This window comes from Gillisia sp. JM1 (genome assembly GCF_000424645.1).
GTDB lineage: Bacteria > Bacteroidota > Bacteroidia > Flavobacteriales > Flavobacteriaceae > Gillisia.
Map to the genome: position 1 here is coordinate 413,959 of NZ_KE384219.1, position 13,760 is coordinate 427,718.

General features: G+C 35.7%; 12 protein-coding genes. 7 read left to right on the plus strand and 5 right to left on the minus strand.

Going from position 1 to position 13,760, the window contains the following annotated elements; genetic code table 11:
* The first annotated feature begins 8 nt into the window (after nucleotides 1-8).
* The 4 genes from H033_RS0116265 to H033_RS0116280 all read left to right on the plus strand — a co-directional run bounded on the left by H033_RS0116265 (nucleotide 9) and on the right by H033_RS0116280 (nucleotide 3,472).
* Entirely contained in the window at nucleotides 9-1,466 is a 1,458-nt protein-coding gene (locus H033_RS0116265; RefSeq protein WP_026839255.1) for an FAD-dependent oxidoreductase, read from the plus strand.
* A 298-nt stretch (nucleotides 1,467-1,764) separates the two neighbouring features.
* Entirely contained in the window at nucleotides 1,765-2,739 is a 975-nt protein-coding gene (locus H033_RS0116270; protein ID WP_026839256.1) for an NAD(P)H-quinone oxidoreductase, read from the plus strand.
* A 215-nt stretch (nucleotides 2,740-2,954) separates the two neighbouring features.
* Complete coding sequence (locus H033_RS0116275) at nucleotides 2,955-3,179, plus strand: type II toxin-antitoxin system ParD family antitoxin (RefSeq protein WP_026839257.1); 225 nt, start codon at nucleotides 2,955-2,957, stop codon at nucleotides 3,177-3,179.
* Nucleotides 3,179-3,472, plus strand: a complete 294-nt coding sequence (locus tag H033_RS0116280) for a type II toxin-antitoxin system RelE/ParE family toxin (protein WP_034886434.1) — start codon at nucleotides 3,179-3,181, stop codon at nucleotides 3,470-3,472. The genes H033_RS0116275 and H033_RS0116280 overlap by 1 nt, the downstream gene beginning before the upstream one ends.
* Nucleotides 3,473-3,742: 270 nt before the next feature.
* Here the strand turns inward: H033_RS0116280 and H033_RS0116285 are convergent, their stop codons facing one another.
* Nucleotides 3,743-4,153, minus strand: a complete 411-nt coding sequence (locus tag H033_RS0116285; protein WP_196809460.1) for a DUF4174 domain-containing protein — start codon at nucleotides 4,151-4,153, stop codon at nucleotides 3,743-3,745.
* Nucleotides 4,154-5,116: 963 nt separating this feature from the next.
* On the minus strand, nucleotides 5,117-5,581 hold the full coding sequence (locus H033_RS0116290) for a fasciclin domain-containing protein (RefSeq protein ID WP_026839260.1): 465 nt from the start codon (nucleotides 5,579-5,581) through the stop codon (nucleotides 5,117-5,119).
* Between the two features lie 326 nt (nucleotides 5,582-5,907).
* Between H033_RS0116290 and H033_RS20495 the strand changes: the two genes are divergently transcribed.
* Nucleotides 5,908-6,825 (plus strand): metallophosphoesterase, encoded by a 918-nt coding sequence (locus tag H033_RS20495; RefSeq protein ID WP_034886435.1) that lies wholly within the window; start codon nucleotides 5,908-5,910, stop codon nucleotides 6,823-6,825.
* A 233-nt stretch (nucleotides 6,826-7,058) separates the two neighbouring features.
* Here the strand turns inward: H033_RS20495 and H033_RS0116300 are convergent, their stop codons facing one another.
* Nucleotides 7,059-7,649 carry a molybdenum cofactor guanylyltransferase gene (locus H033_RS0116300; RefSeq protein WP_026839261.1) on the minus strand — a complete coding sequence of 197 codons (591 nt, stop codon included), beginning with the start codon at nucleotides 7,647-7,649 and terminating at the stop codon, nucleotides 7,059-7,061.
* An 803-nt stretch (nucleotides 7,650-8,452) separates the two neighbouring features.
* Between H033_RS0116300 and H033_RS0116305 the strand changes: the two genes are divergently transcribed.
* Nucleotides 8,453-8,821 carry a DUF7009 family protein gene (locus tag H033_RS0116305; RefSeq protein ID WP_026839262.1) on the plus strand — a complete coding sequence of 123 codons (369 nt, stop codon included), beginning with the start codon at nucleotides 8,453-8,455 and terminating at the stop codon, nucleotides 8,819-8,821.
* A gap of 2 nt (nucleotides 8,822-8,823) precedes the next feature.
* Nucleotides 8,824-11,154: an FdhF/YdeP family oxidoreductase gene (locus H033_RS0116310; RefSeq protein ID WP_026839263.1), complete on the plus strand. Its 2,331-nt coding sequence runs from the start codon at nucleotides 8,824-8,826 to the stop codon at nucleotides 11,152-11,154.
* A 535-nt stretch (nucleotides 11,155-11,689) separates the two neighbouring features.
* Here H033_RS0116310 and H033_RS0116320 read toward each other — a convergent pair.
* Both H033_RS0116320 and H033_RS0116325 read right to left on the minus strand, forming a co-directional pair.
* Nucleotides 11,690-12,424 (minus strand): CPBP family intramembrane glutamic endopeptidase, encoded by a 735-nt coding sequence (locus H033_RS0116320; RefSeq protein WP_026839265.1) that lies wholly within the window; start codon nucleotides 12,422-12,424, stop codon nucleotides 11,690-11,692.
* Between the two features lie 77 nt (nucleotides 12,425-12,501).
* Complete coding sequence (locus H033_RS0116325) at nucleotides 12,502-13,104, minus strand: Crp/Fnr family transcriptional regulator (protein ID WP_081661891.1); 603 nt, start codon at nucleotides 13,102-13,104, stop codon at nucleotides 12,502-12,504.
* Nucleotides 13,105-13,760: the final 656 nt, after the last annotated feature.

Consider the following 13,760-nt stretch of genomic DNA (forward strand, 5'->3'; position numbering starts at 1 on the left):
AAGAGGAAGTGAAAAAAGCGGAAAATGAGAAGGCAAGCTGGACTATTTGTCCGGAATGTAAGGGACGCGGCAAAAAAAGCCGAAGGCTCCGCAAGAAAGTGCGACTCCGCTACCAAAAGGAATTAGATCAATTTGAAAAAACGAAGGCTGAAGGCATTGCTCCAATTCGTCCGAAGCGGCACCTCGATCCATGCTTGAACTGTTTCGGATCCGGCTTGATTCCTTCTACTAATCCTCCTATAGCAGATAAAGAAAACTACCCACAGGTTGCTATTATTGGTGGTGGTATAGGAGGAGTGGCTCTGGCTGTGGCTTGTTTGCACCGCAGGATTCCTTTCACCTTATATGAGCGCGATAGCGACTTCGAGGCTCGATCTCAGGGTTATGGACTCACTTTGCAACAAGCTAGTAAAGCGATCGAGGGATTGGGGCTTTTCTCGCTAGAAGAAGGAGTAATTTCAACAAGACATCTGGTTCACACTACAGAAGGAAAAGTGATCGGGGAATGGGGTACTAGAAAGTGGACGCAGCAAGATATAAAAACGTCACCGAAACGGACAAATGTGCATATCGCACGGCAGTCTTTGCGTTTAGCGCTACTCGAGCAACTCGGGGGACATGATGCTGTGCAATGGGGGCATGACTTAGTAGATCTTAAGGAATGTGAGGGTGAAGCTGTTGAACTGAGCTTTCAAGTGGACGGGGAGCTGAAGAGCACAAAGGCAGATCTTGTGGTTGGAGCCGATGGTATTCGTAGTTCGGTGCGGAGGTTGATGATTGGGGAGGATAGAACTCCTTTACGGTATCTGGATTGCATTGTGATATTGGGTATTTGTCCTTTGGAGGCTCTTGAAGGTGTTGACAGTTCTTTACTGGACTCGGCCACGGTATTTCAAACCGCCAATGGCAATGAGCGGATCTATATGATGCCTTATACGCCAGACTCGGTGATGTGGCAACTTAGCTTCCCGATGACAGAAAATGAGGCTAAGGCCTTAAGTGCTCAAGGAGCTCAAGCACTCAAAGAAGAAGCCTGTCGCAGAACTCCCTGGCACGATCCCATTCCGCAGATTTTGGCTGCGACCCAGTTAGCTCAGATTTCTGGTTATCCCGTGTATGACCGAGAATTACTAGAGTCAGAATTGTTGGAAAAAAGCGGACAAGTAACACTAATCGGAGATGCGGCTCACCCAATGAGTCCCTTCAAAGGACAGGGAGCAAATCAAGCGCTGCTGGATGCATTGTCGCTGGCCCGAGGGATCTCAAGAGGATGTAGACCCTTATCTCAATGGAGAAAAGTTGGAGTGAGGAATAGTGTATTAAATGAGTTTGAATCAGAAATGTTAGAACGCAGTGCTTCCAAAGTGAAAGATTCCGCAGCCGCTGCACAGTTCCTACATTCCGAAGTTGTACTGCATGAGGGTGATGAGCCCAGAGGACGCTATCTAAAGAAAAAAGATGCATAACGAGGCGCTAAGCCCAAATTTAAATAGTTGGTTATGTTAAGTGCCTCAACAATTTTAATGTTGGAAAGTAGAGCAAAATATATAGGGGCTTCTCTCCTACTCCAATGTGCAATGAATAGTTGCTAAGTCACTAGATCTTTTTCCATTTAGCTTAGTGACAACAAAATAAAGCCTAACAAAGAACTTCAGCCTTGTACTATTTTTTCAAATCCGCAATAAGTTAAAAAACCTTATGTTTTTTTTATAATAGAGCTATGAAATATTTTGTTTCTTCATACTAACTGAAAAAATAGACGAAATGAAAGCGATTCATATAACCACATCCGGCGGACCGGAAGTATTAAAATTAAAAGAAACTCCGAAGCCAGAATTGGAGAAAAACCAGGTTTTAATCAAAGTGAAAGCTGCGGGTGTAAATCGTAGCGATGTTATAACACGTAAAAACATGAGCACCTATGGCAAAGGATCTACTGAAACCCTGATCCCCGGATTGGAAGTTTCTGGTGAAATAACGGCCCTTGGTGATAATGTAAGTGACAAAAAAATTGGGGATAAGGTCTGCGCGCTTATTTCAAGTGGCGGTTATGCCGAATATGTTGCGGTTGAGAGTTATCATTGTCTATCAATACCTGAAGGAATAAGTTTGACAGACGCCGCTTCAATTCCCGAAACTGTTTTTACGGTCTGGTTCAATGTGTTTCATTTGGGAAATCTTCAGCCTGATGAAAAATTACTGATCCACGGTGGCACAAGCGGTATTGGCACTATGGGCTTACAAATGGCTAAAGCTTTGGGCTCTAAAATATACACTACCGCTGGTACTGATAAAAAGATTGAATTCCTTAATAAAATGAATTTAGGAAAAGCAATAAACTACAAGAAAGAAGCTTTTGAAGAAGTTTTTAAAGATGAAAAAATAGATGTAATCTTAGATATGGTAGGTGGAGATTATACTCAAAAAAACCTCGAAATTCTAAATAAAAAAGGTCGGCTAATCAATATTAACGGAATGAAAAGTATGGACGTAAATGTCAATCTGCGTACCATAATGGGTAAAAATCTCATCTTAACGGGAAGTTTTCTAAAGCCCCAATCTGCAGCCGTAAAAACCCAGATTGCGAAGGACGTGGAAAAAAATATATGGCCACTCTTCCATTCTGAAAAAATCCGTCCCGTTATTTATAAAAAGTTTCCGCTAGCCGATGCTGCAGAAGCACATAAGCTCATGGAAAGCAGCGAGCATATTGGGAAAATTTTATTGACAATGGACTAATTGCTGGAGTTCAATAATTTTGCTTCTTATAATGTCAGAATACTTTATCTAAATATTTTCAATTCATACAATCTTTGAAAAATATTACAAATGGGGAATACGATCCTCAATTATTATTGATATTTAGGGAATAGCTCCTAAAGACGAGAGAAAATCTTTTAAACACCTCCTGTTTTTTTAATAATATGTCTATATTTGATATATATAGACATATTATGAATATTAGCTTCACAAAAAAACAGGAAGAGTATATCTCTAAGCAAGTGGCATCTGGAGAATATCAGAATAACAGCGAAGTTATAAGAGATGCTTTACGGCTACACGGAATCTACCGTGAGAAAGTCATTCAAGATTTAAGGAAGGAAATTGAATTAGGTTGGGACGGTCCAGACAGTATATTGACGATGGATCAGATTATTGAATCCAAGAAAAAGTCTTAATGGATCATTACATTTTATCCCGAAAAACCCATGAAGATATCGATGAGATATATGACTTCGGAATTTATGAATTTGGTAAGAATAAGGCACTTGATTATTTAATAGAGCTACGAACCTATTTTCAATTTATTTTAGATAATCCTAGAATAGGCAAGCATCGTAATGAAATTAAAGAAGGACTTTACAGTTTTCCTTATGCTTCCCATATCATTTTTTATAGGGCTTTTAATACTCACATTAGAATTGTCCGGGTGCTTCACGGTAGTCGAGATTTAAAGAAGTTTTTAAAATAGAAACAAACTAATAGATTAAAGTTGCTCTGGAAGAAATTGGAATCAAACAAGTTGGCGAGCAGAACAACTAGTTAAGAGTTTAACACTGTAAATGCTATAGGCCGAAATACTTGATATAAATTTCAGTTTTTAGAACGAAATCAAGAACTTCGGGGCAAGCCCGCCCGAACGGTACGGGCGAGCCCAAGAGGTATGTCCCGATGGTTCGGGAGGAAAATACTTTTAAAAATTCGAGGCAAGCCTCGGGGAATTAAACTCTCAATGAGGGATTTAATTTTTCCGCATAGGCATCGAATCAATTAGATTAAATATCTTGTCCATAGAAACACAACTGGTATCCTGCATTTTGATTTTTCCATCCAAGCCTATTAGATAAATCTCGAACGGACTGCCATTTGTATCAAATTTTTTGTACAAATTGGTGGCAGCTGTCCAGTCTGAGTCTTTTGCTAAACCCAATTTCATTTTATGCTCAAATACCCGATAAACAATCACTTTTCGTTCTTCCAGACCTTTTACACCATTTTCCAGTTCTTTGAGCTGGCTGGTAAAATTTTCATCTTCAAGATCCTCCGTGAGCAATAAAATTAACCGATTTTCCCAATGATGCTTGGAAAGGTCTTGTGATTGCAATGGCTGCACGAAAAGAAATAATAGTAAAAATGGAACAATAATTTTCATGCTTAATAATACGACTTTTTGTAGGAAACTACTAGTGAAGAGTGCTTTTCTATTTATACTCATTTCTGCCATCAATCTGTAAAGTGTGATTCTCAGATAGCTATTAAATTATCCTTTTTTTGTCGTTAAACGAATATGAAAAGCAGGCTTCTAATTTTGATTTTCATCAAAAAAAAGCTTCACATTTCTGCAGGACTGTTAATTTATTGTCTATTTAAACCCTTATCTACTTAAAATTGCCACATTTTAATACGAACTATTAGTGATCCTTAAAAATTAAATTGTTTATCCGTAAAGTATCATAAAATGATAAATAACGTCTGAACTTGTTTCAGAATCTTATAACACTAATAATCAATACAGTAAATTGAGACCCTGAAATAAATTCAGGGTAACTAGAGGCTCAGGTACCTTGTTGGACGCAAAACGGATATACACAAAAATTAATGAATAAATTGGAATAATTAAACGAAGGACTTCTATTTCTCTCTCCTAAATAAGCCCATTCAGATTGCTTCTAAAAAAAGACTTTTTAAAATATTTTTAGACTTCAAGATTCCAAATGAAGAAAAAAAATTAACTATGGAGAAAATCAGGAGGTTAACTATTCAAGAAGCTCGTGGCAAGCCAGCCCCGAATTGTACGGGTAAGCCCACGATGTATTTCCCGATACTTCGGGAGTAAAATAGAGGCAAGCCTCGGGAACCTGCCCAGCCGATAAGACTACAAGAGTTTTAACGAATTGCGCTCTTGTTATCAGCTATTAGGGCATCATCTAATTTTTTTAATCTTGATAAAAAATACCAAATAACTTAACAGAAGATTTGAAGGAATATAGTGAGGTTTGTGTACAGAATTCCTTGATGATAAAAAGAACAAAACAATAATTCTAACAGATTATAGAGCAAAAAAAAAAGAGACTATCTTTTATGATTGTCTCTTTTTTTTCAATATACTTTTTAATTATTTAGGCATTACAACGGTATCAATAGCATGAATTACGCCATTTGAAGCTGCTACATCAGCGATTACCACTGTAGCCGTTCCTTTATTTGCATCTGTTAAAATTACTTTTCCGTCTTTAATACTTAGGTCAATTTTATCACCTTGAACCGTATCTACTGTGAACTTTCCATCGTGTTTGGCTATAGCATCCGTTACTGCTGCTGCCTCAAATTTTCCAGCTACTACATGGTATGTAAGTACTGCAGTTAATTTGTCTTTACTTTCAGGCTTTAATAAACTTTCTACTGTACCATTTGGTAATTTAGTAAATGCATCATTCGTAGGTGCAAATACTGTAAATGGGCCTTTTCCGCTTAATGTATCTACTAGGTCTGCTGCTTTTACTGCCGCTACCAATGTACTAAAGGAATTATTACCTGCTGCAACACTTACAATATTTTTTGTTTCATTTGAATTTTCCATAATATATTTTTTGAATTTTAGTTATAGTTAAAGGTAAAAACAATTCTGATACTGTTTAATCTATTTAACAAAATATTAAACAAAACTTATGACAGCTCTTTATTGTGACGAAATACAACCTGTTAACTCATTACATATAGAAGTTGTATTTAAGATGTCGTAATATTTTATACATCTCTGGGCTTATTTTAAAAAATAAATGATAATTTTTAAAGCATTTTAGAATTAAAGATTCCAAATGAAGAAAAAATTAGCTAAAAGTAAATCAGAACGTTAACTATTTAAATAAATACTACTGAAAAATTAAACAAAAAAAATGAGATAATATGAATTATGATATTATAGGAGATGTTCATGGCCACGCAGAGGAATTGGAACAATTATTACAAAAAATGGGTTATAAACTTAAGAACGGAATTTATGACCACCCAGATGAAAGAAAGGTGGTTTTTGTCGGAGATTATATTGATCGCGGTCCCAAAATTAGAGAAATTCTACATATCGTAAAAAACATGTGTGATAGCGGTAATGCTTATGCACTAATGGGTAATCATGAATATAATGCGGTGTGTTTTCATACCAAGGATAAAGAAAATGGCGGATATTTTAGAGCTCACAATTTTAAGGAAATTAAGCAGCATTACGAGACCCTCCAACAATTTGAAAACTTCCCTGAAGAGTGGGAATTATTTCTAGATTGGTTCAAAGAATTACCGCTTTATATAGAATTTGATAATTTCAGGGTTGTTCATGCTTATTGGAAGGATGAGCATATTAACTGGATAAAAAATAATTATAATAATGAATTAATATCGGATTTTTTAAAAAGAGCCACGACAAAATATTCAGAGGAATACAACATTATAGAAGAAACCTTAAAAGGTAAGGAAGTCTCTTTAGAAAATGGCTTTTGGTTTATTGATAAGGATGTGGCTGCAAGAACTGAATGTCGTTTTAAATGGTGGCTGCCCCTAGAACAAAGAAAATTAAAAAATGATGTGCTAATGCACTGTCCTGTGTCCGTTGGAGAAACAGAAAACACAGAACATGATGAGATTGTATACTCTTCTGAAAAACCAGTCTTTTTTGGTCATCATTGGTTGCAGGGAGAGCCAGTAATAGAAAATCCTACCGCCATTTGTTTAGACTATAGTGTTGCTAAAGCTGGTAAGTTAATAGCTTACCGACTAAATACAGCTATGGAAAATAGTAGTCCTATAGAGCTTAGTAATTTAATCTGGTAAACTAAAAGATGGATCAGATATCACATTTAATAGATTTAAATCTGGCTTTACATTTGTTACACCTAAAGGATGATTTTAAAAAATTCAGAAATATTAAAAGAGGCTACCGAAACAAACTCTTTTGAGGTAACTTTATGAAGTATATCTGATTTTAGGTAATATTAATATCCTCTTTTAATTCGCTAGCCGATAAGGCTACGAGAATTTTAAAGTATATGCTCTTTCTAAATTATTTAATCGCTATCATTTTCGATGTTCTCTGCCGCTAATAATTCTTTTTTTGTATTCAAATTTTGTAATACCAGCGTATTTCCTCCAACTGTCAAATCCAATAAGGTATAAGATTGCTTTAGGACGAAATCCAGCATTTTCAGTTCATCTTTCAAGATGGCTTCTTTTACTGCTTTCTTGAAAGATTGTGGATAACAGGCAAAAAGTGGAGAAATATTTTTACCATCAGTAGACACGACCATTTTGCCGGAAGTCGCCAATACTATCAACCTCTTTAAAGATTCACTATTTATCGAAGGCATATCACAAGCCAGAAGTATCAGCATTGGAGAGCTGGAAAATTCAAGAGCAGTATATAAGCCTCCGAGAGGTCCTTTATCAGGAATTAAATCCTGATAAACAGGTTTACCAAACTTCATATATTCGTTATTACTACTAATAATACTGGTAGGCATATTTAGCTTTTCGAGCACCCTTAGTATATGTGATATCATAGGTTCTCCTTTGAAATTGACAAGACCTTTGTCACTTCCCATTCTTCTGCTCTTTCCTCCAGCCAGTATAAAAACTTCTATTTCAGATTCCTTTATCAATATTTCTTTTATTTCAGATTATAAAAAGTAAGTTTTGATCAATGTTGCTGCTTTCAACTCCTCCTGTTCAAAATTTAATTCTTGTTGGTATATGGTATTTATTCGCTAGCTAGCTATAAATTTCAATCTGTTATAAATTTAAGCTTTTTTGTTTCAGTCGCGGTTTATTTCCTCTTTGCAGCCTGGCTGATATGGATTTTAACATTTTTCGGAATGTCAAGAAGTGACCCGTGATAAAAAAAAATATCTAGCGTAGGTTTTTGACGTATAATGTTTCTAGCTGATTTATCTTCTTAAGAACTTCTTTTTTGCAAGTGTAGTAGTTCCTCGTCGTAAAATTTTTGAAGCCTTGGAGAAAATTTAGCCGTGGAAGTACGGTTCTAATTATGCGGTAGCATAATTGGAAACACCTACAAAAAAGTGTCCTTTTTTTGATTCGTTTTTTTGGACACGCAAAAAAATGAACAATCTTAAAAATTAAACAGATCTTTACCGACCAGAGGGAGTGTATTCCAGATTCTTGAAATTACGTCAATGGTAGTAATAAGGTAATAGGCGTATGTTATTGAGGTGTAAGGAAATGAATTCCCGTTGGAAGGATTCCCCGAGGGGTTTTTAAATATTATTAGTATTTAGAACAAATATGGGAGAGCTACAGTATTTGATTCTCTATTATTGATGGATTATGGTGTATTCAAAAATATCCTCTAATTGAACAATATTATTTTTTCTTTTTCAAATCAAATCAGTTAACTTTAAGGGATTGTTGAAAATAATAAACTACTACTCTAAAAAACAGTACAATGAAAATAAGGATTCGTGGAAATTCGGTGCGTTTTAGATTAACCAAGAATGAAGTTGAGCAATTATGCCGAGAAAAATTTATAGAAGAAACCACCAATTTTCCGAATCTGGACTTCAGATATTCCGTAAGGGTTTCAGACACCAAAAATTTGGATATTGATTTTGCCAAAAATCAAATCTCGTTACAAATTTCTGAAGAACTTTTACAGGGCTGGGACACCAATAACAGGGTTGGCTATTCGCATTCTGTTCCCACTTCTAACAGCCAGACTATAGCCATTTTACTGGAAAAAGACTTTACTTGCCTGGAGGATCGTGGCGAAGATGAATCTAACAATTATCCTAATCCTAAATCTCTAACGCATTAAAAATGGAAAATAAATTCAATAGAAAAGTAAATCATCGAGGTCCTACAGAATTTCGAGACCTCGAATTTAAAGATCCGATAACCCATGCCGCCGGGAAACTCGCCATTAAAGAAACCCTAAAACATACCTTTAAAGAAATGGGCGTGATAGATTCTATGCGTGGCCTTTTCACAATTAATCAACAGGATGGATTTGACTGCCCCAGCTGTGCCTGGCCAGATCCCGAAAAACCGTCTAAAATTGGAGAGTATTGTGAGAATGGTGCCAAAGCCCTGGCAGATGAAGCTACTCATAGTCATATTGACGCCGAATTTTTCAAGAAATATTCAGTAGAAGAACTTTCAGAATTAACCGATTTTCAGCTTAATAAATTTGGAAGGCTTGTGGAACCTCTTGTTTTGCGAGAAGGAAAAATTCATTACGAAGCAATATCCTGGCAGGACGCTTTTGATTTAATAGCAAAAGAATTACGCAGCTTAGCGTCTCCAAACGAAGCCATATTTTATACCTCCGGCCGTTCCAGTAACGAAGCTGCCTTTTTGTATGGTATGTTTGTCCGTGCTTATGGTACCAATAATATGCCCGATTGTAGCAATATGTGCCACGAATCCAGCGGAGTTGCCCTTAACGAAACATTGGGAATAGCAAAAGGAAGTACCAAACTGGAAGATTTCTACGAGGCCGAGGTAATTATTATTGCCGGGCAAAATCCAGGCACCAACCACCCAAGGATGTTGACTGCCTTAGAAAAATGCAAGCAAAACGGTGGCTACATTATCGCAATTAATCCCTTGGAAGAAACCGGATTGGTGAATTTTAAAAATCCGAAGAACCTTAAAGGGCTCGTGGGCGGTGGAGAAGATATTGCAGACTTGCATTTAGCGGTAAATATCAATCAGGATATCCCCTTGGTTAAACTAATTTTAAAACGTCTTGCAGAAAAAGACGCTCTGGATGAAACTGTTTTTGATCATCAATTTTTAAGTGAATACACCCAGGGTTATTCAGAATTAATAAACGATCTAAAATCGTTCAACGAAGACGAATTGCTTGCAATGACGGGAGTGCCGGACGAAAAAATAAATGAAGCAGTTGAAATTTTAGCGCATAAAACTAAAATTATTGTGTGCTGGGCAATGGGACTTACCCAACATAAAAACAGTGTAGAAACTATTCGTGAATATGTAAATTTATTGCTGTTAAAAGGTGCAATAGGTAAGCCTAATACTGGTACCTGCCCGGTACGTGGACATAGTAATGTACAAGGTGACCGCAGTGTGGGAATTATGCATTTTGTAGATGAGGAATTTAATGAGCGTATTAGAAAATACATGGGTTTTGAACCTCCAACTGAAAAAGGGATTGATGTAGTAGAATCTATGGAAGCCATGCATACTGGAAAAGCAAGTGTTTTTATCGCATTAGGAGGTAATTTTTTAATGGCTGCTTCAGATACAGATTATACTGCAGAAGCGCTGAGTAACTGCCAAATGACGGTGCAAATAAGTACAAAACTGAACCGCTCTCACTTGGTAACAGGCAAAACAGCTTTAATATTGCCCACTTTTGGAAGATCTGAAAAAGATGAGAAAAATGGGAACGCACGCTTTTTAACAATGGAAAGCAGTATGGGCCGCATTAGGCAATCTAAAGGAATTTTTAAACCTGCTTCCACTAGCATTATGAGTGAACCGGAAATTATAGGGAATCTCGGTCACACCTTTTTTAAGGGAACCCACCCAGTGGCTTGGAAAGCGATGGGAGAAGACTATGAACTTATTCGGGAGAAAATAGATCTGGTAGCCAAAGGCTTCGAAAAGACTAGCGAACAATCAAAAGGTTTTGGGTATTACCTTCCCAATAATTCCCGGCATAGGGATTTTAGTATGTTGCCCAATGGAAAAGCTCAAATCAGCTTAAACAAACTACCGGACCATAAGTTACAAAAGGAGGAATTAATGCTGATGACTATAAGAAGTCACGACCAGTTTAATACTACTATTTACGGGATGGATGACCGGTATCGTGGAGTTTATAATGAGCGCCGGGTGATTTTTATGAATCAAAGTGATATGGCACAAAGAAATTTGAAGAAATTTGAAATTGTAAATTTAACCAGTACTTACGATGGTAAAAAAAGGACTGCTTATCAATTCAAAGTCCTGCCTTATAAAATTCCGCCTGGTAATGTCGCGGCTTATTTTCCAGAAACCAATCCTTTAGTTCCTTATAATCATTTTGCAGAACGAAGTAACACCCCTATAAGCAAATCGGTGAAAATCCGAATTGAAAGGGGGAAATCAAGAACTTCGGGGCAAGCCAACGAGGTATGAATTGAAAAAATACTTTTAAAATTCGAGGCAAGCCCGCCTGAACATATCGGGCAGGCCTCGGGGAATTAATCCCTCAATGAGGGATTAACGAAGAGATAGTATAATCTAAGTAGACAACTTAAAAAAATCAAAGCCCCATGTCAAATCGATAATGGGGCTATTTGAGGACAATGAGGATTAACTGCGTTGGCCCTATGAAGGGAATCCCGGGCAAGCATGGAAACCCACGCCACGCTAAAAAAAGCGTGGCTTTATTTTTTGTTTTACAAAAACGCCTTCAATCTGAAAAAGCTTGGGCGTTTTTTTTAAAACAAAAAACCCGCAACTTTCGTTCCGGGTTTCCTTTTGCGGAGAATGAGGAACTATCCATAATCTTATTTATCTAGGTTTAATAAGGTCTAATACCCCTCCCTAAATTTTTACGCACCGAATTACTCACCTATATAATATTTAAATTTTTTTTGCATAGTGTCCAAAAGATATCTTTTTATTATCATACCTAAAATTGACAATATCCGATTATGTTTGTTGTTTTTTAAATTAGTCTGATAAAAAAATTCATAAGGTTTATAATATTATGGCTAAGTGTAGGTAAAATTAAATTTCCAGAAAACTTTCTCAAAATACCTAAACTCAACGATGTGATTAAAGTAAGATAAACTATAGTTATGATATCAACTTTGAATTCCATTGTTTCAGTTAAAACCACTCCGTGCGCCATCGCAAAAAGAAAGGTAACTATTATAAAACCCCAACCAAATAGAACTCCTTTAACTTTTTTAGATGGAACAAATGCTTTGCTCAAAATCCACAACAAAATACCACGAAAAACTATTTCTTCCGTAATGCCTGGTAGTGTGGCTTGAAATAAAAATTGTTGTAAATTAAATTCACCTCCTTTAGGAAATAATATCATTTTGAAAATAAAATCAAATATTAGAAACCCAGTAAAAATAAATACTCCAAATTTTATTGTCCTATTATTAAACTTTGTTGTGAAACCAATATCCTCTCTAATCTGTTTTGAATGATAAAAAATAAAAATAAGTGCAAATATTAAACTCAAAATCATACCACTCCAATTTCCTTCTAAACCTAAAAAATCTAACTTAATGTATTCATGGCCCAATATTCTTGTATAAGAGTCAAGTAAAAAATATCCTCCGAAAAGAAGTAGATATTTAGGATTAGTTTTTTTTGTGGTGATTTGTGCGATTATTAATAAAGGTAAAATTATTGCTAACCAAATCAGCGGTGTCCATAATGACATAAGAATTAATTTTTAAATTTTCCACGAAGGTATTTACTTTTAGTATTCAATTAGCGACACTTTTGTTCCAATATTTCTTAGAGAATTTTTTTTCTAATTCGTGTTAATGTTTGTCTCTCAATACCAAGAAATGAAGAAAGATGTGTTAGGGTAATGCGATTGTGTAATCTTGGATTATTCTCTATAAAATTGAGATATCTTTGTTCAGCATTTTCAAATAGAAAACTCTCAATACGATTCTGACGTTTAATGAGTAAGTATTCTGCTACGAGTCTTCCATATTTTTCAAAATTTTTAAATTTTGAGTAACATTGCTGAATTGATGTATAGGGAAAATTTACAATTATACAGGGTTCTAATGTTTTAATGTAAAATTTTGATGGTATTTGTTGGATAAATGAACGATAATCTGTTGCAGTATTATCCTCGCATAGCAAAGCGGTTGTAATTTCTTTTCCATCATCAGATAGGTAATAACTTCTTAAAAGACCACTGTATATAAAACCTATACTTTCTTGAATTATTCCCTCTCTCAAATAAAACACTTTGCTTTCAACCTCTGAAACAGTAACTTTTAAAATAATAAAGGCCAGTTCATCTTCTGTTAAATCCGTGCAAATAGCTGTTATTGATTTTGAAAATGCATTCTTTGCCTCTATGTTATCTTTGGATTCTTTCATTCACAATTTTTTAAATGCATAGAAAAGTTCGGAGAGTATTCTCAATTCATTTAATTGAAAAAGAGTGGGTTGAGTTAGTTGTTTATTCTTGGTTTTTAAAAAATAGCTAGTTGAACGATGTTGCCTGTAGTCGTTCAATTTGTCAAAGTTAATTCAATAGCCAATAAACTATATTTTTCATTATCTCCTTTTAAAGTTCCACTTTTACTTTTCCAAACTTTTCTCCATTTCCCAATTGGCCTATAACGCCGAAACGGAAGCAATCAATGAAAATGATGTGACTACAAATCAGAAAGATCCAGATAGATTTGTATCTCTCCATTTATACCCAAAGCCAATCCTGTCAACTTGTGCCCTTCGACTTTGCTCAGGATAAACTGAAGTCGAAAGCTCCAATTCTATCTCGACTACTCTATAATTGACGTATTTTACAAGACACTGAAGATCAATATATTAAACTATCTTTATAACGACATCTTTTTCATTTTCTTTGGCGCCCAAAAAAAAAGAAACAAAAGAAAAGGCGCTTTTTCCAGAGGTATTTTTCAGCGAAGCTGAAAACCAGACTTATATTGCTAAAATCTTTCCAAGGCTTCAAGATTTCTTAACGCAAAACAAATCCTATACTGCGGAAAAAGATTTTAAAGCGCTGCTTT